This is a genomic window from Alteromonas halophila (assembly GCF_014651815.1).
Lineage (GTDB): Bacteria > Pseudomonadota > Gammaproteobacteria > Enterobacterales > Alteromonadaceae > Alteromonas > Alteromonas halophila.
On record NZ_BMXP01000001.1, the window covers coordinates 685180 to 708036 of the forward strand.

The window sequence follows — 22857 nt, forward strand, 5'->3', positions numbered from 1 at the left end:
CAAAGAAAGATGACAGTGTATTGCTTTAACTGCAGGATATAGCCAAATAGTTCACTACATCGGTGTACTTACATTTTTCCTGGCGCGCGGAAAACCCTGCCAAAACTGTACGTTAGTAAATGAAGAGGGTAAGGTAAAAGTAATACTACCCCATTTTTGGGGCGTTATTTTGCCCCATTGTGGGATATATAAGGACTGTTATGCCGCTCAAAGGATGTTATGAAGCCGAGTATTAAAAGCAAAATCCCACTAGCGTTTTTAACCATCATATCGATTTGGTGGTGGTATTTTTATGCGTCGTCGAACGCGCTCAACGATTATGGAAACGCTAAACATGAGTGGCTGTTTATGCTCGACGCACTCTTGGCACTTCCAATTTTGTGCTTTCTTTGCGAGTCAGATAAACAACAAGCTTTTTTGAAAGCAGCCATTTTATGTTGTACCTCCGTGTTCATAGGGAGCCTTATAATTCCCGAACAAAACAAAGTTGTTTTCAATTTTCTCGAAAGTGGTCGTTATTTTGTCTTAGGTATCATTCTTGTTTTGGAACTTTCAGCATTAGTTACGGTATGTTTAGCCGTTCGCGCTTCGCTTGCAAACAAAGAAGATCCAGATTTAGCGGTATCTAATCCTATCGAAAAAATATTTGGCCCTTCGTTGTTCAGCTCAATTCTGTCACTAGAAGGTCGCGTCTGGAGCTTTGCACTTTTTGCATCCCAAATAACAAGTAGCGCTTATCGTGGCAATCAGCATTTTTACTACGATACAAAGGATGGCGCTCAAAGTAACCTATTTGGCTTTATGCTCCTTATTATTATCGAAATCCCGCTTGTCCACTTACTCCTTCATTTTTTGTGGTCAAGCACCGCTGCAAATATAACAACGGGACTTACGTTGTTCGGGCTCATATTTTTCTTTGCGGAATACAAAGCTGTTGGTAAGCGTCCCATATCAATTCATGAGAATAACTTAATTATTCGTTACGGACTTTATGCGCCTTTCACAATCCCTCTGGACAACGTATCAGAAATACGCCCAAACAATTTGTTTGTGAAACGCTCACGTAACGTCAAACGATTCAACTACTCTGGTGTTCCGAATGTCGCTATAAACCTCTGTTCACCTATAAGTGGAAAAACAGAAGTATATTTGGGTGTAAACTCACCAGAAACTTTTATCAATAACATTAAACATGCAAAAAACGCGGCATAACAAAACGCTTAACTCGCTCACTGCGTTCGCTGGGACGCATACACGGGGCCGCTTCGCGACTATAGCCCCGTGCCTGCGCCCCAAAGCCTAAAGTTACCTTCCGATTGGCATCCTCGTTCTTCTAGGATAATCTTCAACCATGCCAACAGTATTAAGGTTAGGGCCTTATCGTTTCTTCTATAGTAACGAAAACGATGAACCCGTCCACATACATATTCAGCGCGAGAAGATGCTCGCCAAATTCTGGTTAACTCCAGTTGTACTCGCAGCTCTACTCGGTTTCCACTAAAAGAGTTTAGAAAACTTGAGCAATTGGTGGTCGAAAATAAAGACACGTTTTTTGGGGGCTTGGAATGGCTACTTTAGCAGTTGCGCATCATCCTCGTGCTCATTCAGTAAGTTTCGATACTGATTCACTTATTGTCGGCCTTATCGACGGACGCACTCTATCAATTCCTTTGGTTTGGTTTCCAACGCTGTCATCTGCGACAGCTAGTTAACTCCAAGATTGGGAAATACTTGGAGATGGGGAGGGCATTCACTGGCCTCAACTCGACGAAGCTTTAAGTGTAAATGGACTTTTATTGGGCAACCAAGGAAGAAGATAATAAAGCGCTTAACACGTTCACCGGGAAAGTAACGCGGCGGTGCTTCGCGATTATAGCGCTGTACTTTTTCTCCATATTTGGAAGTTAGGTACTTTTGAGTAAAATTAGCCCAGCTGACACTTTAACGCTATAATGTTTTGATGTTACCTAAGAGGGGACTTATTTATGAGTACTTTATCAAAACGATCAACCGTCTACTTCGAACCAGCGATTCATAATGCTTTGAAACTGCGGGCAGCATCATCAGATACCTCAATATCAGAACTGATTGATGAGGCTGTGAGACTTCTTATGAAAGAAGATCAAGAAGATTTGGCTGCGGTAAGGCAAAGGGTCAAAGAACCCGAAATTTCCTATGAGGACTTGCTGAACAGTTTGGAAGCTGATGGGAAAATATAGCGTCACTTTCAAGAAATCAGTAACAAAAGATTTTAGGCTAATTCCCAAGCCGGACGTTAAAAAGATCCTCGCCAAAATTGACTTATTAGCTGAAAATCCGCGAAGAGATGGAGCAATTAAGCTAAATGGACTTGACTTGTATCGTATCCGGCAAGGCCTTTATAGAATAATATATGAAGTCCGAGAAACCGAACTTGTAGTACAGGTGATAAAAGTCGGGCACCGCTCTAATGTTTATAAACGTACCTAACAACTAAGCAGGAGACTCACTACGTTCGCTGGGACGCAAACGTGGGCTCGCTTCGCGATTATGGTCTCGCGCCTGCGCCCGTTACCTTTAAGTTATGCGGCTCGCTCGTAATGAGCTTAATTAAAAAGGACTTTTATGAAACTCTACCCTTATTCAAAAGTCAGAACTGAAAATTTATCCACTTTATTATTGACGGCAAGAGCCATAGGGTTTATTGGCTACCTGTCTGCTTTTCTCACCATTTTGCTTTGGATTTCCAGCTTTTTTCTCGGCCCCAAAAACCATTCCTGGCGACCCTGACGGCCCCATCATCTCAATGACATGGAACGGAGCAAGGGACATGGCTTGGCTCATGAGCTTCGGTACAATATCGTCCGCGCTTCTCTTCTTTGTGATTGGCGGCCTGTGCGCTGCAGTGGTATCGTTCGAGTACTAATACACCCAAAGCTAGATCGCCGCACAACAAAGCTAGTCAGCGGGACACTAACAAGTAGGCTCCCGTCACTTCGTTCCTTACTCTCTGGCCCATATGTAATTGTCCCGTCCTGGGGTGTTGTTCGTTCAAGGAGGATCTGCATGAATTATCTGAAGCTATTATTGTTAAGTATGTGTATTTCCCTTAGTTATTACGCATTGACTGTAACTGCAATAGGAATCGCTGCCGCTGGTAATATTTTTTGGTGGTACCAACCAACTGAACACTTTCATTTTTACCATGTTGCGCAAAATTTCGTTGGGATTGGCATAGCAGCATTGATTCCTGCTTATCTGGTTCATTGTTACGAATTTCAAAAAAGGTGGATAAGTATTTCGGTAGTTATTTTAGGTTCAATGCTAATTCAGGGTAATATAAATTATATGCCATTAGATCCCGCTGGGCTTCTCCGGTTTTTCAAACAAACTCTTGTTTACGGAGACCTTGGCTCTGTTGGCATTTTTCTGGAAATTGTAGTTTTACCTTTGTTATGGTTACTAGGGAAGATGCGAATAAGTCTATCGCCACTCAGGCTTACAGCCAGGTGCCTGGTCAAGGCGGTCTTTTGCAGGCCTAACGGGTTAAGTCAAAAAAGACCAGAGCAGGTGCTTGGCTGTAAGCCCCGAAGGGCGGGCCCTGAAGCACGCATTCGCTGCGTTAGCTTTCTTACCAAGGGCGATTGCCATTGCTTGCGAAACCTGCCTTGCGACTACGCACTTCAGGACTCGCTGAGTGATGATAGACTTATTCGCATCTTCCCTAGTACTTGAACGAATGACAAAGCGCTAAAGGTGCAACTCGCCGCACGGGTCTCTGGGCAAAAACACGGCTCCACTTCGTGACTATAGCCCTGTAACTTTGCCTTTTAGCTATCAGTTATTCGCATCCTTAAAGGAAGCTTCAACAATGACGATTAGGAAAAAAACCTATCGAAGTGGTCCCTTCAAAGACTTTATTGCACAAGGTACGCAAGTTGGAAACGTACTTTATATGGCGGGACAGGTGGGGATAACTGATAGCGGAAATGTCCCCGCTTCTCTTGAAGAGCAGACAGCTGTTGCTTACTCAAATTTGAAGCATGTTTTATCTCAGTTCGGGGCGGATATGGGAAATATTGTCGATGAAACGTTTTTTGTTACAGACATGAACGAACTGATGGAGAATGTAGAAACAGTTTACAGCCAGAGAGAATCTGCATACGGAGGCAAGCCCGAAGTAAGTCAAACAGTGGTTCAGGTAGCCGCCCTTGTTCAGCCGGAACTTAAAATTGAAATTAAATGCATCGCTCATTTGTAGAAAAGGCAGCCAACAACGCACTTAGCACGCCACCTTAAGTCACGGGGACAGATACGCAGCGACGCGTTGCTGATGTGTCGCTACCTTGTTGCCCGTTAGTTTAAATTTAGCTGCCAAAACTCGTGAAGGAGGAATTATTCAAATTATCCTGATCACTGGAATCCCAGTAATTGCTATTTTTCTAATCGTGTTATCTTTGAGGCCAAACGCTTTATTCAGCTACTTGATAATCGCAGGTTTAGGGATAGCGTCTTCATTCGTTGTAAATTATGTTTTTTGCTCTGTACTAAAAACACAGTGCGAATCCGACCCTTTAAATTCGATGGGACTCTTGTTTCATTCACTCTTAGTAATTGTAATCAGCGCGGTAATTTACGCTTTAATGCCTCGCAGGTTTAAAAATTTAACTAAGTGAGCGTGTCAGCTAGCAAACTATGTAGAGCATCTTGGCGCTCTAAAGAGAAAGTAAAGGCCGCTTTTCGATTGCAGTCCTCTGCCTGTGCCCCAAAAGCAAGACAAAAGATGTCGAAGCGTGACACATAATCAGTCTTTGCTTTGACGCAGGCCTGTTCGCCGAGCGCTGTGCGATATACATCAGCATACCGTTATCACGCCCCGGAAAAAAACTTCATGCAGGCGGAATGTCCGTCTATGATTATGTAACGTGAACGCACATCACCAAAAAAACCATCGCGATTTAGTGAATGGCATGGCGTGATGTATTTCTTCAGGGCTCGCAACGGAGTGCCACTCAATTATGAAACCGCCTGCCATTATTCGTTTAATGTCGCTAATTCTGGTGACGCTGTTTTTATGTATCCCTCACAGCCTGGCAATGGCAAACCCACTGCTTGCGCGAAATCTGCCGGCTGGCGAACTAATCTATACTGACGGGAATAATGCCTACTATGGCGTGTATTTGACTGAACAGTATACATCGCCAGGCGAGCGGGGCGGCAGTGCGAAAGGTGTCACTTTCAGAGTGGTCGCGATCCGTCAGGCCGAACCCGATGGCACACTGGTGCACTTCGAGCCCACAACAATAAAAGACTACAGAGGTAACCCAGTAAGCGGAAAGCGATACGCTGAAAAAGAGATTGCTCTGGTCAACCAGCACATTATCGGCGAGGTTGATAAAAAATTTCCCGACCGCCGAAATAAACATTATCTAAGAATACTGGTGTACGCGAAAGGTCAGTATTATTCGGGAACGCCGGTCAGAACGACATCAGACAACCCCGATCGCGATGCGCCTGAGTCGTGGGTTACTGTGCTGAATTTTGAACGACAAGGCGAGGGGGCGCCAATGCGGCCGGCCTACGAAGCTCGGGGCAACACGGGGCTGCCGCAGTCACGCTTTGCACGCGGTACACAGGATATTAAGCGGCGGCAATTACCCGACACCATTGCAGGTTTAAGACTTCAGCATGCGGCAGAGCGGGTGCAGGCGCCAGCGGCAGCTGAAACAAAGAGCGGGCAGCAGGTCGTTAAAGACCAGGAGTTCTGGGACCGCTTGCAGTTCAGTGGCTCGGTAAGAGATGTGTTTGAAGGCGACTTTTCAAGTGCACCAGGTACACTTTTTAAAATATACTTTTCTGCGCTGCAATGGGCTTACTCAGACAGTTGCCAGCGTTACCTTCCGGATGATGCCCGAAAACGAGGGTATGTATCGCAAAATGTTTATGCTGACGGCTACCGCGACGCACCTGTTGAACGAAGTGCATTGATTGCGCCCAGGTACCTTAAATTTTACGATGCGTACGCGGACGATGTATCCAATGCTATGCGAAAAAGAAAAAGTAGCCTGCAAAGTCAGGCAAATACCTCGCTGTCACGTGGGGGCAGTGTACTTGGCATAATGCAGGAGATAGCAAGCAATGAGCCTATTGCTCAGCTGACGCGCTTTATCGCTGCCTCGGGCGGCTGTGAAACGACAGCCGTTTTTCAGTTAAGAGAGAATTATTACCGGGCCGCGTCTGGTATGCCATCACTGCAGGAGGCGGGCATTGTGCTTAAGAATGCCGCAGAAGAAAGTAACAAACCGCCACCGTCGTTATATGGAGCATGTATGGACGCCAGTAGTGCGGGTAAACGATTTTGTTTGTGTTTTGAAAAAGAAGCGCAAAGCGTGCTTACAGAAAAAGAAAAACAGTTGTTTGCATCGGACTTTGAAGAGTATTACAAAGTGGTAAGAAAAATTAATACCAGACCCAGGCCGCCGGCAACGGACAGAGCATGGGCTCTTGTTCAGATCCGCTCGGCATGTAACTAATTCTCTAACGCTTGCTGAAGCAACTGAACCCTGTTTTCAGGCCAAACGATAAGCATTGTTGGCAATGGGGGGGCAGCCCTCAGCAACCGGGCACATCAGCGGAGCGATTACCATCGAATTTAATAGCCTTTTTCAATGGACGGCAATAATTATAGAGCTGATAGGCTTAGTGTTGGTTTCAGTTGAACTGTACTTTCCTAAGGTATCCGAATTTCTAAAAGCTACGTTTGAAGAAACCAAACCTAAGTTTATGAAAAATAAACTCGCATGGCTTGGCTGCTTTATCGTTATCTGGATAGTTGCAGTGTTCGTTTTATCTGCCTGGAACACGTCGATGCTTCTTATTTCAAATCTGTTTTTTAGCGCGATTACTGCGATAGTGCTAATCATATTCACCATCAGTAAACTACTTGTACGGCTGGGCGTTGTGCTTGGCCGTGGCAATTCTGTTGGGGGCGTTGGGTTGGTACTAGCATTAATTGGCTTTTCGTTAGAACTTATCCAGTTAGCGTAGGAATGAGAGGAGCTGAATAATGCAATATGATGTGAGCACCCCTGCTGACTATATTAAGGCGCTGGATGGTGACTGGCGAAAAGAAAAGTTACTGCTGTTAAGGCAGCTTATCCTGCATCAGGACTCGGCTATCGATGAGTCTATTAACTATAAAATGCTGTGTTATACCCTTCATCAAAAAGGGCTTTTTCACTTAAATGCTCAAAAAGGCTATGTCAGTCTTTACTGTGGCAATACGGAGAAAGTCGATCCGCAGGGCGCGCTGCTTGCCGGCCTGAAAACAGGTAAAGGGTGTATCCGGTTTACTAAACGCACAGATATTGCCGCCACGCAAATTGAAGCATTTATCGCGCGGGCCACAGCAAGGGTAAAAGAAGGAAAAGATGTAGGCTGTTAATGACGCTTACAGGAGTACACCACACCTGACATTGCCGTCAGGTGTGGCCTTCGGCTTATTCCGCCACAAAAATCGTTTTAATATTCACAAACTCACGAATACCAAAACCACCGTGTTCCCGGCCATAGCCACTTTCTTTCACACCACCAAAGGGCAGGTTGGGCTGGGCCAGCGAGTAACCATTAATGTTGACCATGCCGGTATCAAACTCGGTGCGGGCTAATTCAATGGCGCGCTCTTCATTGGATGAGAAAATACCACCACCCAGGCCATAGCGCGAATCATTGGCAATGCGCATCGCATCTTCATCGTCTTTGGCGCGGATGATCGAAGCAACCGGTCCGAACAGCTCATCATCGTAGGCGGGCATACCCGGCGTGACGTTTTCAAGGATGGTGCCCGGGTAATAGTAACCAGGGCCAGATGCCGGTTCGCCACCCAGTGTGCATAGTGCACCTTTGTCGATGGATTCAGTAACCTGATCATGCAGTTTGTCCATAAGATCTTTGCGCGCCATCGGCCCGATGTCGGTGTCATCGGAGCGAGGGTCGCCAAGCGTCAGGCCTTCAAATGCCTCGCGGAAAGCACCGACGAACTTATCATAGATGGCATCGGGCACAATAAAGCGCTTGGCCGATACACAGGTTTCGCCGTTGTTAATAACCCGGCCCTGCACACAGGCTTCAACAGCTGTGTCCAGATCGGCATCTTCCAGCACCACAAAGGCATCATTACTGCCCAGTTCCAGCACGGTTTTCTTAGACTGACTGCCAGCGTTTTCTGCAACTTTTTTACCCACGGCATCCGATCCGGTAAAGGTAACACCGCGAACGTTGTCGTGCTGAATCAGGCTGCTGGCGGTCTTGCCGCTAATCATCAGTGACTGATATACATTTTTTGGGAACCCGGCCTGCTCAAACAGCTCCTGAATAAGCTTCGCCATGCCAAACACATTGTCAGCGTGCTTTAGTACCGTGGTATTGCCGGCCATAATGTTTGGTACGCTGTAGCGGATCACCTGATAGAGCGGGAAGTTCCAGGGCTGAATACCCAGGATCACACCAATTGGCTGATAGGAAACGATAGCGTTTCCTCCGTCATAAGGGCGTTTCTCATCTTCCAGCTGTTCAGGTCCGTTGTCCGCCGTGTACCGACAGATTGCCGCGCAAAGTTCAACTTCCTGATGACCCTGCGCTTTAATTTTGCCCATTTCATCAATCATCAGTTCAACAATATCGTCTGCACGCGATTCAATGGTATCGGCCAGCTTGTGAAGCAGTGCGCTGCGTTCTTTTAATGACGTTTTACGCCAGGATGTGAACGCCTGGTGCGCGTCGTCTACGGCTTGTTGTGCCTGGTTTTCATCTAGCAAACGGTAGGTTTGCAGTGTTTTCTCGGTAGCGGGGTTAATTGTTTCAACAGAATCAGACATACAGTGCCTCCATAATAGAAAAGATATGAGAGACGCTGCAATTACAAAGCCAGAACAAGTGATTCATGATATTTTTAATTAAAACAATTATTTAGTGAATTTTATGTTGCTGAGGTCAGATTCAGAAAAAGCATCAGGAAGTAGTTATTTCAGAGTCAAAGGTGAAAATTTCATTGCCTGTAAAATAAATACGGCAGTTCGCCAGACAACCCACTACACTATATTTGCGTTTAATTTTTTAGGACAAGGACTATGCGTACTACAAAAATAATTCCCTTTTTACTGTGTATTGGCGTGGCTTTTTCACTTACTGCCTGCAGCGAAGCAGATAAGGAAAAAGCGGAGGAGGCCAGCAAAGAGATGGCTGAGAAAACCAAAGGTGCCATGGATGATGCCAAAGAGGCTGGCGAGGATATGGCTGATGATGCTGAAGATGCAATGTCTGATGCGAAGGAAGCTGGCGAAAAGTGGGCCGATGATGCGAAAGAAACCAGCGAAGAATGGGCCGATGACGCCAGTGACAAAGCCGATGAAATGGGCGATGCCATGAAAGAGAAAGGCGAAGCCATTAAAGAAAAAAGTAAGGAAATGTACGAAGAGGGGAAACAGGCGATTGCTGACAAAGCCAAAGAGTACGCTACCTTCGGAGCTTGTTTTGAGAAAGCCGGGTGTAACGAGGATGACAAAACGGCCAGCAGTGTCACTGAATCTCAGTGCGACGCCTCAGGCGGTAAAAGCTGGTATGACAGCGATGCTGACGAGTGTGTTAATTTATAGGTAGTCAGCTAGTCTGGTCGTCTTCGTGGCGTCAATAGTAGCCTGTGTCCGGGTAACCGAAGGTGTTGCCCGGATATACGGCATTGCCTGTCAAACGACGACAATGCTATTTCTTGCCTGCACGTATTTCACGCGCCGTCATCCGGCAAAAATGCATTACGTTATTTTAAGAAAAGCAGATACTGACGCTTGCGCATGTCTGAAGCAGCAGACGTTTTTTGATGTGTCGGCCTGTGGTGCCCAGCAACAAAGACTCTGACGGCCTGACGCCAGAATAGGTAGGCGCCACAGTTCCCCTATCTGCCGGTTCAAGAATCCCGGTTGCGGTAGTCTGATTTTGCTGACGTCCCGTAGCAAGTTAACAAGGTTCGACAGATTCCCCTGGTATGTCTAGATCTCTGAAATTCGCGCCATTTATTATTGGTCTTATTGCTATTGCGTTAACCGTAATAGCGGTTACTCTCATCTACTCCAGTGAGCCCGTTGCCCAGAAAGACGGTGCCACGAAACGTAATGCCATGCCGGTATCGGTGGTGTCTGCCAGTGTTAGTCAGTATGCGCCGGTCGTCAAAGCCATGGGGCAGGTGGTACCGGCCAGACAGGTATCGTTGCGTCCAAGGGTAACAGGCACGGTTGAGGCGGTGTCTGACAAATTCGTGCCAGGCAGTCTGATACAAAAAGGGCAGTGGCTGGTGAAGCTTGACAGTGAAGACTACCAGCTGGCGCTTCAGCGCGCGAAGGCAGAGCTTGCCCGCGCACAGTCCCGTTATGATATCGAGATGGGTGAGCAGGAGGTGGCGCGCGATGATTTTGCAGCGCTTAAGCGTGATGTCGCGCCCATGAACCGTTCATTGATATTACGCAAGCCGCAGTTACAGCAGGTCGAGGCTGACCTGCAAACTGCTAAAGTCGCCGTCCGTGAAGCTGAACTGGCCCTCGAGCGAACCACTATTCGCATGCCGTTTGATGGCCAGGTGATGAGTCAGGATGTCAACCTCGGCTCGCAGCTTTCATCGTCAGATATTATCGCAACAGTAGTCGGTACTGCCCGCTACTGGGTGGAAGTAGCACTGCCGTTAAGCCAGTTACAGTGGCTGGAATCGGCAGAGGGCGATCGCATCAGTGATCATGGGGCAGAGGCCACCATCTTTAATAAAACAGCCTGGCCGCAGGGGGCTGTCCGAAAAGGCATAGTCAGAGAGGTGATTGCTGCGCTTGACCCGCAAACACGAATGGCAACTGTGCTGGTTGAGGTGAATGATCCCCTGGGTATTACCGCTGGTTCGCGCGATTCAGCAACATCTGCTGGTCAGGCACCGTTACTGGCGGGCAGCTACGTGGAGGTTTCACTACCGGCTCGCACACTGACCAACGTTGTGCGGGTCCCGATTAATTATTTGCGCAAGAACAACACCGTCTGGGTGGCCGATGAACAGACGCTTGCAGTCAAAGAGGTCTCGGTAGCATACCGTGATGAGCAGTATGCTTATGTGAACAAAGGCCTGAATAGTGGCGATCAGATTATCACCACTAACCTGGCGACAGTCACTGATGGCACCGCTGTTCAGATAAAAGAAGAAACCGTTAGTACCTCATCATCTGAAAACCGGCCTCACGCGCCGGCAACGGCGAAGGTGGCGCGCTAATGGGAAAGCAACAGTACAGTCAGCAACGTAGTGGTTTCAGTCCTATCGCCTGGATGGCGAGTAATTCGATCGCCGCCAACCTGTTTATGATCCTGCTGCTTGGCGGCGGCATTATCACAGCGTTTACTATGCAAAAGGAAGTCTACCCTGAATTTGAACTGGGTATAGTCGAGGTAAGCGTGGTGTATCCGGGCGCCTCACCAGCCGAAGTGGAAAAAGGCATCCTGCAGCCGGTAGAAGAGGCCGTACGCGGAGTGCAGGGGATCAAGGAAATGACCTCCACAGCGCGGGAAGGCAGTGGCAACGTTACGCTGGAACTGGTCTCAGGGCTGGACCGGATGAAAGCCTTTCAGGACATTGATCAGGCCGTGAACCGGATTCGCACCTTTCCGGTCGATGCCGAAGAACCGGAAGTGACCATGCAGGCCCGACAGCGTGATGTCATGGAGCTTGGTCTGTATGGCGATGTTGACATCTGGACACTGCGTAAGCTGGCCGAGCAGGTCCGCGACCGGCTGGTCAGCGAACCGAGCATATCGCAGGTAGAAATTGGTGGCGTACCCAGTTACGTCACCCATATTGAAATTTCCCAGAATATGCTCAGGCAGTACGGTATTACGCTTTCTGATGTCGCGGCGACGATAGAGCAGGCGTCGCAGGATGTTCCAGCCGGTGAGATAAAAACCAACGAAGGCGAAATTCTGGTGCGGCTCAAAGAGCGTAAACAGTGGGCAGAGGAATATGCCCGAATCCCAGTGGTGACCAGTGAGTCCGGTGGCATTGTTACTTTAGGTGATATCGCTACTATTTATGACGGGTTTGAAGAGGCGGGTTTTCACTCGCTGTTTAACCGCCAGCCCAGTGTGGAAATTGAAATCTTCAGGGTGGGGGAGCAGTCGCCGCTGGAGATCGCTCAGACGGTCGAGCGTATATTCACTGAGCTTGATACTTCACTGCCTGAAGGCGTGAAATACCGAATCGACAGTAACCGCGCGGAAGACTTTAACGACCGGCTGTTCCTGTTACTGGATAATGGCTGGATGGCCATTGTGATTGTCGTCATTATTCTGGGGTTGTTTTTAGAATATAAGCTGGCCTTCTGGATCATGATGGGTATGACCATTTCGTTTGTTGGCGGGCTCCTGTTCCTGCCCATGATCGGTGTCAGCATCAACATGATTTCTATGTTTGCGTTTCTGGTAGTGCTGGGCATTGTGGTCGATGATGCCATTGTGGTGGGTGAAAATATCTACGAATACCGACAGCAGGGTATGGACGGACTCAGTGCCGCCATTAAAGGCGCGCAGGACATTGCAGCGCCGGTAACCTTTACCATCCTGACTACCATTGTGGCGTTCTTGCCGGTGATGTTTATGCCCGGTACCACAGGGCTCTTTTGGTGGCCGCTGCCCGCTGTGGTGATTACAGTGCTGCTGATTTCACTGATAGAGGCACTGTTTATTCTGCCCGCGCACCTGGCTCACAGTAAGCCTGAACAACAGCGTGACGGTCTGATCTCCCGTATAAAATCGAAATTCGTCGACGGCCTGGAGCATTTTATTCAGCGCCGCTACAAGCCTTTTCTGACGCGCTGTCTTAAGCACCGCTATCTGACTCTGGTTTGTGCATTATGCATGCTTACCATCACCGGCGCGTTTGCCACCAGTGATCACCTTGGCATTATTATGATGCCACGCGAAGCTGCCAATGAAATTGAAGCGGGGGTGCGCCTGCCGGTCGGGACCACCGATGCCAAAGCTGCGGCTGTGGCTGAAGCGATTACTAACGCAACTTACGAGATGTTTGAACGGGAAAACCTGTTTGAGGTGGCTGAAGGCATTAAAACCAATGTGCGTGGCGAGAGCTTTATTGATGTAGAAATTGTGATGTTGCCACCGGACGAACGGGACACCAGTGCCATTGAGGTGATTGAACTGTGGCGCGAGCAGATTGGCGATATTGATGGTATCAATCAGATCACCTTTGAGGCTGAACGCGGTCCGGGTGGCTGGCGCGATGACATCAGTGTGGATCTAAGCCATAACGATCTGGAAATGCTGGGGGCGGCCAGCCAGCGTTTTGTCTCAATGATGGAAGACTTCTCCCAGACCCGCGATGTAAATGACAGCTATCGCCCAGGAAAGATGCAGTTTGACTTTACCCTGCTGCCGGCTGGCGAAGCATTAGGACTAACCCCTGATTATGTGGGACGTCAGGTCCGTGATGCGTTTTATGGCGCCGTGGCACTTCGCCAGTTGCGCGGCACCAACGAAGTGGAAGTGCGGGTCAAGCTGCCACGCGCAGAGCGTGAGCAGCAAAGTACTCTGGATAACTTTATCCTGATGACGCCCGACGGGCAGGAAGTGCCGTTACTCGATGTCGTTAGTCTCTCACAGGGCGAGTCGTACAGCTCACTGGACAGGCGGGATGGCCGGCGGGTGATCACCGTCGGTATGGATGTCGAGCCGGCAGGTGCAGTCAACCAGGTACTTGATGCCATCAACAGGCAGGTGCTGCCGGAGCTGGCCAGTGAATTTCCCGGCCTGACCTGGACTTTCCGCGGTTCGCAGGCTGAAATGCGCGAGTCTACCTCATCACTGTGGATTGGTTTTTCGGTTGCCATGTTTGTTATTTACAGCTTGCTAGCCATCGCCTTTCGCAGCTACTCGCAGCCCTTTATTGTGATGCTGGCCATTCCCTTTGGCGCCATAGGGGCTGTGGCCGGGCATATTATCTTTGGTTATGATCTGTCCATCGTTAGCCTGATGGGACTGGTGGCCTTGTCTGGCGTGGTGGTGAATGGGGCGCTTATTATGGTCGACTACGCGAACCGCAAAGCGCAAAGTGTGCCGGTGTATGACGCCATTCTGGATGCCGGTGTCAGGCGCTTCAGACCCATCGCACTGACCACCATGACCACCTTTGGCGGGCTGACGCCAATCATTCTGGAACAGTCGCGCCAGGCCTATCAGCTTATCCCCATGGCCATTTCACTGGGCTTTGGGATTATTTTTGCGACCGCCATTATGTCGATAATTGTACCGTGTTTTTATCTGACACTGCATGATGTGAAAACCGCGTTAGGTGTAACAGACCGTCGCCATCAGGATAGCGCTTTTACTACAGACTAGGTGCGATTCTGAGCTAGTGAGATTAAGGAAAAGTGAGGGGCACTTGACGCACGCGTAGAATTGGTTATAAAAATGAGTTAACCCAGTCACGGATTAACTCATGGAAAAGCAGGTCTGGTATAGAAACCCGGAAATGCTGGTGGCGCTCAGTGCGATAGTCACCAGTGTCGTCGCGGTGGTGGTATCCATTTATTCTGCCTATGTCGACAGAAGCTATGCCAGAGCCTCGGTCTGGCCAAGCATTATGATCGCACAGTCGCATTTGGGCAGTCACCTGAAATATGTGGTTATCAACCAGGGTACCGGGCCTGCGCTGATCAAATATGCGCGGATCGGTACCAGCAGCAACTATTATCCGACCTGGCGTGCTCTTATCACAGACGCAGGGTTTGCAAATGCATCCTATACCCAGGCGCATATCAGCAGTGGGGTAGTGCGGGCGTCCCAGGAAATCGTCGCCTTTGAAACCCGTAACGAAGATCTCATTACCGCGCTGGATAATGTGTTAGTCAACGCTGAAATTTGTTATTGCTCCATCTATGAGGAGTGCTGGATCAGTACTGGCGGCATGGTAACCCGCAGTGTGGAAGCATGTACATTACCCCCAGCGACAGAAAGATTTAAACAGTAATTATGCCGACACGTTATTTACTTACCGAAGCAAATTGCGCGCTCATGGTCGTTGATGTTCAGGGAAAGCTGGCGTCCATGGTCGCTGACGCAGAAGCGGTCACCGAGCGCATTGTTTGTCTGATTAAAGCCGCTCGAATACTCAACATACCGATACTGTGGGTGGAACATTGCCCCGCACGGATTGGGGCAACCATTTTGCCGGTGGCGCAGGCTCTGGAAGATACCCCCTGTTATGAAAAAGCGTCGTTTAATGCGCTTGCTACACCGTCAGTGGCCAGTGCAGTGAGTCAGATTAACCGTCAGCATATGCTGGTGTGTGGCATTGAATCACACGTGTGTGTATACCAGAGCGTGGCGGGCCTGCTGGCGGCTGGGATGCAGGTGAGTGTACTGGAGGATTGTGTGTCATCGCGCAAGGAAACCGACAAAGCAGCAGGTATACGCCGGATGGCATCAATGGGCACCAGTGTCAGAACGCTGGAGATGGCGTTATTTGAGATCCTTGGCGATGCCCGTCACAGCCGGTTCAGGGAAATTCTATCGCTGATAAAGTGACGAAGTCGGACCGGCCGACTGTGAAAAGCGGTGTTCTGTTGTTACTTTCCTCTTACGCATGTGATTTTTGTGACTTTTTCTTACCTATTGTGGCTCCGCAGGCTGGCGTTGCCGAACAACCCTTGTGTACAATGTAGCGCTTTAAAAATGATTAATGCCGTACTGGGGACATTATGGAGCTTGAATCTATCGTCGATGAGGCCAAGGGGCGAATTGACGCGGCAGATGATGCTGCCACCCTCGATGCTGTCCGCGTCGAGTTTATGGGGAAGAAAGGTAAACTGACTGAGCTGCTCAAAGGGCTGGGCAAGCTGTCGGCGGAAGAGCGCCCGCTGGCCGGACAAAAGATCAATCAGGCAAAGCAGCACATTCAGCAGGCCATCGGTGCAAAGGGTGATGCCCTGCGCATGGAAGAGATGAACCGCAAGCTGGCGGAAGAAGCCGTTGATGTGACGCTGCCGGGACGCACCCTGCAGCCAGGTAATGTCCATCCGGTCAGCCGCACCATTTCACGCATCGAGTCGTTCTTTGGTGAACTTGGCTTTGCGGTAAAGACCGGCCCTGAAGTTGAAGACGGCTTTCACAATTTTGATGCGCTGAATATTCCGGCCAATCACCCGGCCCGCGCCGATCACGATACGTTTTATTTTAATCCGGACCTGATGCTGCGCACCCAGACGTCTGGCGTTCAAATCCGTACCATGGAAGCCGAGCAACCACCGCTGCGGATCATTTCGCCAGGGCGGGTATACCGCAACGACTACGATCAGACCCATACTCCGATGTTTCATCAGGTCGAAGGACTGATGGTAGACAAAAATGTCAGTTTCACCGAGCTTAAAGGCATTTTGCACGATTTTCTGCATCACTTCTTTGAAGAATCTCTGGAAGTGCGTTTCCGCCCGTCTTATTTCCCGTTTACGGAGCCTTCCGCTGAAGTGGACGTTATGGGGAAAAACGGCGAATGGCTGGAAGTATTAGGCTGCGGCATGGTTCACCCCAATGTCCTTAAAGCCGTGGATATTGATCCGGAAGAGTACACTGGGTTTGCGTTTGGCATGGGTGTTGAGCGTCTGACCATGCTGCGCTACGGCGTCACCGATCTCCGCGCATTTTTCGAAAATGACCTTCGATTCCTCAAGCAGTTTAGTTAAGGCAACGCAGTTATGAAAATCAGTGAAAATTGGCTAAGAGAGTGGGTCAACCCTGCATTATCAACAAACGAACTGTCTGAGCAATTAAGCATGGCCGGTCTGGAAGTCGACGGGGTTGAACCTGTTGCCGCAGAATTTACCGGCGTTGTTGTAGGCCGCGTCGTCAGTTGTGGCCAGCATCCAAATGCTGACAAGCTTCAGGTGACAAAAGTGAACGTCGGCGGTGATGAGTTGCTGGACATCGTCTGTGGCGCGCCAAACTGTCGTCAGGGTTTGAAAGTGGCGGTGGCCACTGTGGGTGCAGTGTTACCAGGTGACTTTAAAATTAAAAAGGCCAAGCTGCGTGGCGAGCCGTCGATGGGCATGCTGTGCAGCTATTCGGAGCTGGGCATCAGCGAGGATCATGACGGGATCATTGAGCTGCCGCAGGATGCAGCAGTGGGCCTGGATATCCGGGAATACCTGAATCTCAATGACAGCAGCATAGAAATTGATTTAACCCCGAATCGTGCAGACTGCCTGGGCGTCCGCGGGATTGCCCGTGAAGTGGGCGTGCTGAACAATCTGGATGTCTGTGAACCTGAGGTTGAGGCCGTAGCCCCGACCATTGACGATAGCATCTCCATTCGGCTGGACGCCCCCGACGCCTGCCCGCGTTATCTGGGCAGGGTGATCAAAGGGGTCGACGTGAGCGCTGAATCGCCGCTGTGGCTCAAAGAGAAACTGCGTCGCAGTGGCATTCGCAGCATCGATCCTATCGTTGATGTGACGAATTTTGTGCTGCTGGAGCTGGGGCAGCCTATGCATGCCTTTAATTTTAATGCCATCGACGGTGGCATTACGGTACGTATGGCCACACAGGGAGAGTCGCTGACGTTACTGGATGAAAATGTGGCTGAACTTAACAGCGATACGCTGGTCATTGCTGATGACAGCAAGCCGCTGGCGATGGCCGGGATCTTTGGTGGCCTCGACTCCGGTGTGAACACCGAGACCAGAGACATTTTGCTGGAAAGTGCTTTCTTCAGCCGTGATGCGATATTGGGCCGTGCACGCCAGTACGGACTGCATACTGATGCGTCACACCGCTATGAGCGTGGCGTTGATCCCGAACTGCAGCAAAAGGCCATGGAGCGCGCCACCGGTCTTATTCTGTCAATTTGTGGCGGTCAGGCCGGACCCATTGAAGAAGCCGTTGATACCTCCTCATTGCCAGAGCGCGCCAGCATTTTGCTGCGCAGAGAACGTCTGGATCGGGTGCTTGGCGTGCATATTGACGATGAGCAGGTCACAGAAATGCTCAACCGGCTGGGGCTAAACGTGTCGGTGACAGAAGCAGGCTGGCAGGCACAGGCGCCGGGTTACCGGTTTGATATTGCGATTGAAGAAGATCTCATCGAGGAGGTGGCACGCGTGTACGGCTATAACAATATTCCAAATGTGTCGCCCACGGCGACACTGAATATGTTGCCGGCACAGGAAGGTAAACTGGCCACTACACAGTTTACTTCACTGCTTGTATCCCGTGGCTACCACGAGGCCATTACCTATTCATTCGTCGATCCCAAGGTGCAAAATGCACTGTTTCCGGATCATAAAGGCATGGAACTGCCGCACCCTATTTCTTCGGACATGTCCGTCATGCGGGTGAGCCTGTGGCCGGGGCTGCTAGGTGCGGCGGCCTATAATCAGAAGCGTCAGCAGGCCAGTATTCGCCTGTTTGAAACAGGGCTGCGTTTTTTGCCTGAGCCGGATGCGCCTAATGGCGTGAATCAGCAACCGGTGATTGCCGGGGTGCTGGCCGGACGCCGTGTCGCTGAGCACTGGGACAGCAACGACGACGTGGTGGACTTCTTTGATGCCAAGGCCGATGTCGAAGCGCTGCTGGCGCTGACCGGCAAGTCCGGAGAGGTCAGCTTTAGTGCTGCCAGCCATCAGGCGTTACACCCGGGGATCAGTGCTGAAGTGAAAATCGATGAGAAGGTGGTCGGCTATGTTGGCGCTGTCCATCCGCAGTTTGCCAAACTGCTGGGTATCAATGGCCGTGCATTTGTTTTCGAACTGGAACTCAATGCGATTAGTGAGCGCCATTTGCCCAGTGCAGTGCCCGTTTCACGCTTCCCATCTAATCGTCGCGATATTGCGATAATCGTTGAAGATTCGGTGCATGTTGGAGATATACTTTCGCATGCGAAAAAAATTGGCGTAAATCAACTAGTTGGCCTAAACTTGTTCGACGTGTACAAAGGCAAGGGGATTGAACCCGGTTACAAGAGCCTTGCATTGTCACTTCATCTGCAGGATCCCGAGAAAACACTGGCTGAAGCAGAGATCCAGCAAGCGGTAGATACCGTAGTTCGGGAACTGAAAAATAAGTTTGGGGCAGCGTTAAGAGAGTAAACTATGGCATTAACCAAAGCCGAGATGGCTGAACACTTATTCGAGAAGCTAGGCATTAATAAACGCGACGCGAAAGATCTGGTAGAGGTTTTCTTTGAGGAGATCAAAGAAGCACTGGAATCTGGCGAACAAGTGAAACTATCAGGTTTTGGTAATTTTGACCTGCGGGACAAAAATGAGCGTCCTGGACGCAACCCTAAAACGGGCGAAGATATTCCTATCAAAGCCCGTCGTGTAGTGACTTTCCGTCCGGGCCAGAAGCTGAAAAGCCGGGTTGAGAACTCTACACCAACTGACTAACCCTCAGGGACTGCCGTACTGCGACCTGCAACTGGCAGTTTCCTGAGTATTTGTCTGGTGTGTTATAAACATCTGGCCAGAGGGTCTTGCCAAGCGGGTCTGCATGGCTGTGATGGCGGTGTTAATCGTGTCACTCATGCTGCACGCTGAGTGACATTAACCATGTTTGCGTCTTGTTTATAGCCATGCTGTGGCGGTGCTCATTGTCTTACTTTGTCATTCACACACCATTATTGTTATACGCAATACGCGGCAATTGCGACGGTTATTCAGACACCACCTTCAGTATTGCAAATGTATCCTGCCATTGCTGACGCCGGACTGGTTACTGCGTCTTATCATCAGTTATGTTAGGCTTGCCTGCATATTCTGTCCTCTAAGAAGTGGATAGTACCAATACACAGTCATAACACATTTCCCCGGAATTTCTGTTTGAGGCCATTCATGAAAAAGATCCTCATTATATTTCTGGTTGTGGGTATAGCGATAGGCGGGCGCCTGCTTTATTTGTCCCAGCAACCCAGCGAGTCGCAAACCGCGCCCCCTGTTATCACGGTCATGGATATTCTTCATGCCTCGGATTTTCAGGCAGGTATTAAAAAAGCGGTGAAAGAGAGCAATGACAGCGCCCTGAAGTCCTGGATGGACAAAGCCCAGCATGTCGGCTCTGAAGCCGGCCTCAGTGATGAAGATCTTGACTGGCTTAAGTCTGAACAGGCCCGGGATTATGCCGTGTTTAACGCCAAGCGCGCGTTGTTTAACGAAGCCTTTGAGAAGCGCTTTGTCGCGTTAGAAGGCATCGAAGATGTAAAGAATGCCTACCCGGAAGCCAAAAATCTTTTTCCTAAAGCCGATAGCCTTATAGAGAAGCGGGATAAAATAATTTACAGCATTGCGCAAACTCTGGCCGAGGGCAACACGCCCACTGAACAGGATTTAGCCGACGCCCGCGATGTCTGGCAGCAGCGCTATGCCGATAGCGCCAGCGACACCTTAACACCCGCAGGCGATAGCTGAGCCAAATAGTCCCGGTCTAAGGTGATGGGCGCCAGTGCCGGCTTGCTTCAATGTGCTGTGGCAGTAACGGGGTGGCGGTATTGTTCACATAGTCACCGAATCCGCGCCGGAAATACGGCGATAACGGGTGACCGGATTGCCCGCCAGGCAGGGTAAGGATGGCTTTATCGAGCGCACCGGGCCGCACAAACAACCGCTGTGAGGCACCAAATGACGGCGCCTGTACTGCCGGCATATAGCTGTCTCCAAAGCCGGAGTGAACGGGCATGTTCAGCGCATCGCCCAGTACCGGGATCTGCGCGGCAAACGGATGTCTGATGGTCAGTGCGTTAACCCGTCCCCAGTTAACATCGGCAAGGCCGTTACCCCTGTCATATCGCGCCAGCAGTTTATTTCTGGTTTGCTGATAGGCATCAATAAGCAGATCGTCATAGGTGGCATAGCGGTTTGCCAGCCAGTCCTGAGGCTGTTGCCGCAGTAACTGCCACAAGGCAGGCTCAACGCCCCGAAGCAGCGGGCCGGTGTTCACATCCTGTGACTCCAGTTGCGCAAGCACAGGGCCTATCATTAAGTCGGACACCGCGGAGCGAAAACGACGTACCAGTGTGTAGCCGACAGAGTCTGCGCAGGCGCACGCCTGCCAGTCATTCAGATAACGCAGGTCCTCGCGGTACGCATCCGGGCGACTGCTCAGTGTCGACACCAGCAGTTCATGCCATGGGGCCAAAAATAGCGCCCGGTTATCCAGCTGGATATCATAAAAATCCTGCTCATCGAACTGGGTTTTATTGAACAGATTGTCGCGAATCTGCATCGCCCTGGCGCCCAGGGCATAGCCACCATTCCCAAAGCGTGAGACCTGTGAGGTGGAAATGACCCTGGCGTTGGCGGTCCACAACCGCGCCGATGCGGGATTTTTCACTACCGGCAGATCAGATTCTGCTTGTGACCAGGCGAGATCATAGGCCGCTTCATCAATGGCTGTATTGGACGGCGACAGACGTGCAGGCACGGCACCGGCGGGTGTCCAGGCAGCATTGCCGGTGCGATCTACAACCATCATGTTCTGGGTTGGCATACCCATGCTGTGGGCAAGAGCGAGCGCGCTGTCCACATCCTTCATGCCATCCAGACGGGTAACCGCCAGATTAACAGCATAGGGCTGGTGGGCCACCCAGCTTAGCGCATAGCGGTCACCCGCATAGGCCTTTACCGGGCCATAGTCACTGCGCTGGAAAGTAAAGGTCTCTTCGCTGTCTTTAAGCCTGATGGTCTCGCTCACGTTATACGTGGTAGCGCTTTTTGACAGTTTCACCCAGTCAACGGTATCTAAGTTGGCATTGGTAAAGCCCCAGGCAATATGGCCGTTTGTACCTACCACAATACCGGGCAGTCCAGGCAGCGATACGCCTGTTACGCTTAACTCCTCGCCATCGAGGGTATAGTTGAGTTGCGCCCGGTACCAGATGATAGGAACCCGCAGGCCCAGATGCATGTCGTTCGCCAGCATAGCGCCGGGCGTATTTGTGGCCTCGCCTGTGACGGCCCAGTTATTACTGCCGATATCCACAGGCTCTGAACGCTGGTAGGCAAGGGCGTTATCGGTAATATTGTCAGGAAAAGCAGGTGTTGGTGCAGTACCTGTATCAAATTCACTGCCATCCAAAGCGGCCTGGTAGCTCCCATGCTGGCTAAGAAAGCCCAGCATAGCATCACCATAATGCGCTAACACCGCATTGCGAGCCCAGTCAAAGGCGACCTGACCAGACTGCAGATCCATGTACATACTGTAAATAACCAGCAGGCTGTCAGTGGGTGTCCATGGCGCAATATTGACACCTGCCAGAATGTATTCTGGCGGTGGTACCGGCATTTCCTCTATGGCCGTATTCACGCCGTTAGCGTACTGTGACAGCAGGGTTTGTTGCCAGTCAGGCAGGGCGGCGAAGGCATCTGCAGCACGCTGGCTGAACTGGTGAAAGCGTGCGCGCTTATCGACGTCAACGGCAGCGCTACCCACCCATTCACTCAGTTTGCCTGCAGCAGCCCGGCGTTGTAAATCCATCTGAAATAAGCGATCCTGCCCATGTGCCACCCCCAGGGCAAAGGCTGCATCGTTGCGGTTTGCGGCGGTAATGACTGCCTGCCCGAGTTGATCCCGGGATAGGGTCAGTGGCGCAGAAATGTGACGGCTCACCGATTCGCCTTCCAGGTCGGGTAAGCTGGCACGCAGTACAAGATATGCCACAGCTACACCGGTAAAAAGCAAGCCTGCAACGACAGCGAATAACCACTTTATCCATGTCAGCACGTGTAATACTCCCTTTTTTTCTCTATCCTACGCACAGCGTCAGCAGAAGAAAAGTGACGATTTTATAAACACGTCTAC

General features: G+C 50.2%; 20 protein-coding genes and 1 pseudogene. 19 read left to right on the plus strand and 2 right to left on the minus strand.

What is annotated here, in order from left to right:
* The first annotated feature begins 219 nt into the window (after window positions 1-219).
* The 10 genes and pseudogenes from IE054_RS03155 (at window position 220) to IE054_RS03200 (ending at window position 7423) form a co-directional block, all read left to right on the plus strand.
* Window positions 220-1212: a hypothetical protein gene (locus IE054_RS03155; protein ID WP_189403605.1), complete on the plus strand. Its 993-nt coding sequence runs from the start codon at window positions 220-222 to the stop codon at window positions 1210-1212.
* Between the two features lie 139 nt (window positions 1213-1351).
* Window positions 1352-1501, plus strand: coding sequence for a DUF4160 domain-containing protein (locus IE054_RS03160; RefSeq protein WP_189403606.1), 150 nt, complete (start codon window positions 1352-1354; stop codon window positions 1499-1501).
* Between the two features lie 64 nt (window positions 1502-1565).
* Window positions 1566-1820, plus strand: a pseudogene (locus IE054_RS17930) (DUF2442 domain-containing protein).
* 165 nt (window positions 1821-1985) lie between these two features.
* The gene (locus tag IE054_RS03170) at window positions 1986-2219 is read left to right on the plus strand and encodes an RH3 domain-containing protein (protein ID WP_189403607.1); all 234 of its coding nucleotides are present in this window, start codon (window positions 1986-1988) and stop codon (window positions 2217-2219) included.
* The gene (locus IE054_RS03175) at window positions 2206-2469 is read left to right on the plus strand and encodes a type II toxin-antitoxin system RelE family toxin (RefSeq protein ID WP_189403608.1); all 264 of its coding nucleotides are present in this window, start codon (window positions 2206-2208) and stop codon (window positions 2467-2469) included. The genes IE054_RS03170 and IE054_RS03175 overlap by 14 nt, the downstream gene beginning before the upstream one ends.
* A 576-nt stretch (window positions 2470-3045) precedes the next feature.
* The gene (locus tag IE054_RS03180) at window positions 3046-3714 is read left to right on the plus strand and encodes a hypothetical protein (RefSeq protein ID WP_189403609.1); all 669 of its coding nucleotides are present in this window, start codon (window positions 3046-3048) and stop codon (window positions 3712-3714) included.
* Between the two features lie 136 nt (window positions 3715-3850).
* Window positions 3851-4240 carry a Rid family hydrolase gene (locus tag IE054_RS03185; protein ID WP_189403610.1) on the plus strand — a complete coding sequence of 130 codons (390 nt, stop codon included), beginning with the start codon at window positions 3851-3853 and terminating at the stop codon, window positions 4238-4240.
* A 757-nt stretch (window positions 4241-4997) separates the two neighbouring features.
* Window positions 4998-6512: a hypothetical protein gene (locus tag IE054_RS03190; RefSeq protein WP_189403611.1), complete on the plus strand. Its 1515-nt coding sequence runs from the start codon at window positions 4998-5000 to the stop codon at window positions 6510-6512.
* A gap of 64 nt (window positions 6513-6576) precedes the next feature.
* Window positions 6577-7026, plus strand: a complete 450-nt coding sequence (locus tag IE054_RS03195; protein ID WP_189403612.1) for a hypothetical protein — start codon at window positions 6577-6579, stop codon at window positions 7024-7026.
* Window positions 7027-7045: 19 nt separating this feature from the next.
* A complete protein-coding gene (locus IE054_RS03200) occupies window positions 7046-7423 on the plus strand; it encodes a DUF1801 domain-containing protein (protein WP_189403613.1) in 378 nt (125 codons plus the stop codon).
* Window positions 7424-7478: 55 nt separating this feature from the next.
* Here IE054_RS03200 and IE054_RS03205 read toward each other — a convergent pair whose 3' ends face one another.
* A complete protein-coding gene (locus IE054_RS03205; RefSeq protein ID WP_189403614.1) occupies window positions 7479-8855 on the minus strand; it encodes an NAD-dependent succinate-semialdehyde dehydrogenase in 1377 nt (458 codons plus the stop codon).
* Window positions 8856-9107: 252 nt separating this feature from the next.
* On the opposite strand from IE054_RS03205, the gene IE054_RS03210 reads away from it, so the two are divergent.
* From IE054_RS03210 to IE054_RS03250, 9 genes are all read left to right on the plus strand, one after another.
* On the plus strand, window positions 9108-9632 hold the full coding sequence (locus IE054_RS03210; RefSeq protein WP_189403615.1) for a hypothetical protein: 525 nt from the start codon (window positions 9108-9110) through the stop codon (window positions 9630-9632).
* A gap of 386 nt (window positions 9633-10018) precedes the next feature.
* Window positions 10019-11278: an efflux RND transporter periplasmic adaptor subunit gene (locus IE054_RS03215; protein ID WP_189403616.1), complete on the plus strand. Its 1260-nt coding sequence runs from the start codon at window positions 10019-10021 to the stop codon at window positions 11276-11278.
* Window positions 11278-14409, plus strand: a complete 3132-nt coding sequence (locus IE054_RS03220) for an efflux RND transporter permease subunit (RefSeq protein WP_189403617.1) — start codon at window positions 11278-11280, stop codon at window positions 14407-14409. The genes IE054_RS03215 and IE054_RS03220 overlap by 1 nt, the downstream gene beginning before the upstream one ends.
* Before the next feature lie 100 nt (window positions 14410-14509).
* Window positions 14510-15040, plus strand: a complete 531-nt coding sequence (locus IE054_RS03225; RefSeq protein WP_189403618.1) for a hypothetical protein — start codon at window positions 14510-14512, stop codon at window positions 15038-15040.
* Between the two features lie 2 nt (window positions 15041-15042).
* Complete coding sequence (locus IE054_RS03230; protein ID WP_189403619.1) at window positions 15043-15597, plus strand: isochorismatase family protein; 555 nt, start codon at window positions 15043-15045, stop codon at window positions 15595-15597.
* A gap of 173 nt (window positions 15598-15770) precedes the next feature.
* Window positions 15771-16751 (plus strand): phenylalanine--tRNA ligase subunit alpha, encoded by a 981-nt coding sequence (gene pheS / locus IE054_RS03235; protein WP_189403620.1) that lies wholly within the window; start codon window positions 15771-15773, stop codon window positions 16749-16751.
* 12 nt (window positions 16752-16763) lie between these two features.
* Window positions 16764-19151 carry a phenylalanine--tRNA ligase subunit beta gene (pheT, locus tag IE054_RS03240; protein ID WP_189403621.1) on the plus strand — a complete coding sequence of 796 codons (2388 nt, stop codon included), beginning with the start codon at window positions 16764-16766 and terminating at the stop codon, window positions 19149-19151.
* 3 nt (window positions 19152-19154) lie between these two features.
* Window positions 19155-19451 carry an integration host factor subunit alpha gene (ihfA, locus tag IE054_RS03245; protein WP_189403622.1) on the plus strand — a complete coding sequence of 99 codons (297 nt, stop codon included), beginning with the start codon at window positions 19155-19157 and terminating at the stop codon, window positions 19449-19451.
* 444 nt (window positions 19452-19895) lie between these two features.
* The gene (locus IE054_RS03250) at window positions 19896-20468 is read left to right on the plus strand and encodes a hypothetical protein (RefSeq protein WP_189403623.1); all 573 of its coding nucleotides are present in this window, start codon (window positions 19896-19898) and stop codon (window positions 20466-20468) included.
* A gap of 16 nt (window positions 20469-20484) precedes the next feature.
* On the opposite strand, the gene IE054_RS03255 is transcribed toward IE054_RS03250, so the two are convergent.
* Window positions 20485-22779: a penicillin acylase family protein gene (locus tag IE054_RS03255; RefSeq protein ID WP_189403624.1), complete on the minus strand. Its 2295-nt coding sequence runs from the start codon at window positions 22777-22779 to the stop codon at window positions 20485-20487.
* Window positions 22780-22857 lie beyond the last annotated feature (78 nt).

What these genes read in the sequence shown, in the direction of transcription:
- IE054_RS03155 (WP_189403605.1), top strand. Translation starts at nt 220, where the DNA reads ATGAAGCCGAGTATTAAAAGCAAAATCCCACTAGCGTTTTTAACCATC.
- IE054_RS03160 (WP_189403606.1), top strand. Translation starts at nt 1,352, where the DNA reads ATGCCAACAGTATTAAGGTTAGGGCCTTATCGTTTCTTCTATAGTAAC.
- IE054_RS03170 (WP_189403607.1), top strand. Translation starts at nt 1,986, where the DNA reads ATGAGTACTTTATCAAAACGATCAACCGTCTACTTCGAACCAGCGATT.
- IE054_RS03175 (WP_189403608.1), top strand. Translation starts at nt 2,206, where the DNA reads ATGGGAAAATATAGCGTCACTTTCAAGAAATCAGTAACAAAAGATTTT.
- IE054_RS03180 (WP_189403609.1), top strand. Translation starts at nt 3,046, where the DNA reads ATGAATTATCTGAAGCTATTATTGTTAAGTATGTGTATTTCCCTTAGT.
- IE054_RS03185 (WP_189403610.1), top strand. Translation starts at nt 3,851, where the DNA reads ATGACGATTAGGAAAAAAACCTATCGAAGTGGTCCCTTCAAAGACTTT.
- IE054_RS03190 (WP_189403611.1), top strand. Translation starts at nt 4,998, where the DNA reads ATGAAACCGCCTGCCATTATTCGTTTAATGTCGCTAATTCTGGTGACG.
- IE054_RS03195 (WP_189403612.1), top strand. Translation starts at nt 6,577, where the DNA reads ATGGGGGGGCAGCCCTCAGCAACCGGGCACATCAGCGGAGCGATTACC.
- IE054_RS03200 (WP_189403613.1), top strand. Translation starts at nt 7,046, where the DNA reads ATGCAATATGATGTGAGCACCCCTGCTGACTATATTAAGGCGCTGGAT.
- IE054_RS03205 (WP_189403614.1), bottom strand. Translation starts at nt 8,855, where the DNA reads ATGTCTGATTCTGTTGAAACAATTAACCCCGCTACCGAGAAAACACTG.
- IE054_RS03210 (WP_189403615.1), top strand. Translation starts at nt 9,108, where the DNA reads ATGCGTACTACAAAAATAATTCCCTTTTTACTGTGTATTGGCGTGGCT.
- IE054_RS03215 (WP_189403616.1), top strand. Translation starts at nt 10,019, where the DNA reads ATGTCTAGATCTCTGAAATTCGCGCCATTTATTATTGGTCTTATTGCT.
- IE054_RS03220 (WP_189403617.1), top strand. Translation starts at nt 11,278, where the DNA reads ATGGGAAAGCAACAGTACAGTCAGCAACGTAGTGGTTTCAGTCCTATC.
- IE054_RS03225 (WP_189403618.1), top strand. Translation starts at nt 14,510, where the DNA reads ATGGAAAAGCAGGTCTGGTATAGAAACCCGGAAATGCTGGTGGCGCTC.
- IE054_RS03230 (WP_189403619.1), top strand. Translation starts at nt 15,043, where the DNA reads ATGCCGACACGTTATTTACTTACCGAAGCAAATTGCGCGCTCATGGTC.
- pheS (WP_189403620.1), top strand. Translation starts at nt 15,771, where the DNA reads ATGGAGCTTGAATCTATCGTCGATGAGGCCAAGGGGCGAATTGACGCG.
- pheT (WP_189403621.1), top strand. Translation starts at nt 16,764, where the DNA reads ATGAAAATCAGTGAAAATTGGCTAAGAGAGTGGGTCAACCCTGCATTA.
- ihfA (WP_189403622.1), top strand. Translation starts at nt 19,155, where the DNA reads ATGGCATTAACCAAAGCCGAGATGGCTGAACACTTATTCGAGAAGCTA.
- IE054_RS03250 (WP_189403623.1), top strand. Translation starts at nt 19,896, where the DNA reads ATGAAAAAGATCCTCATTATATTTCTGGTTGTGGGTATAGCGATAGGC.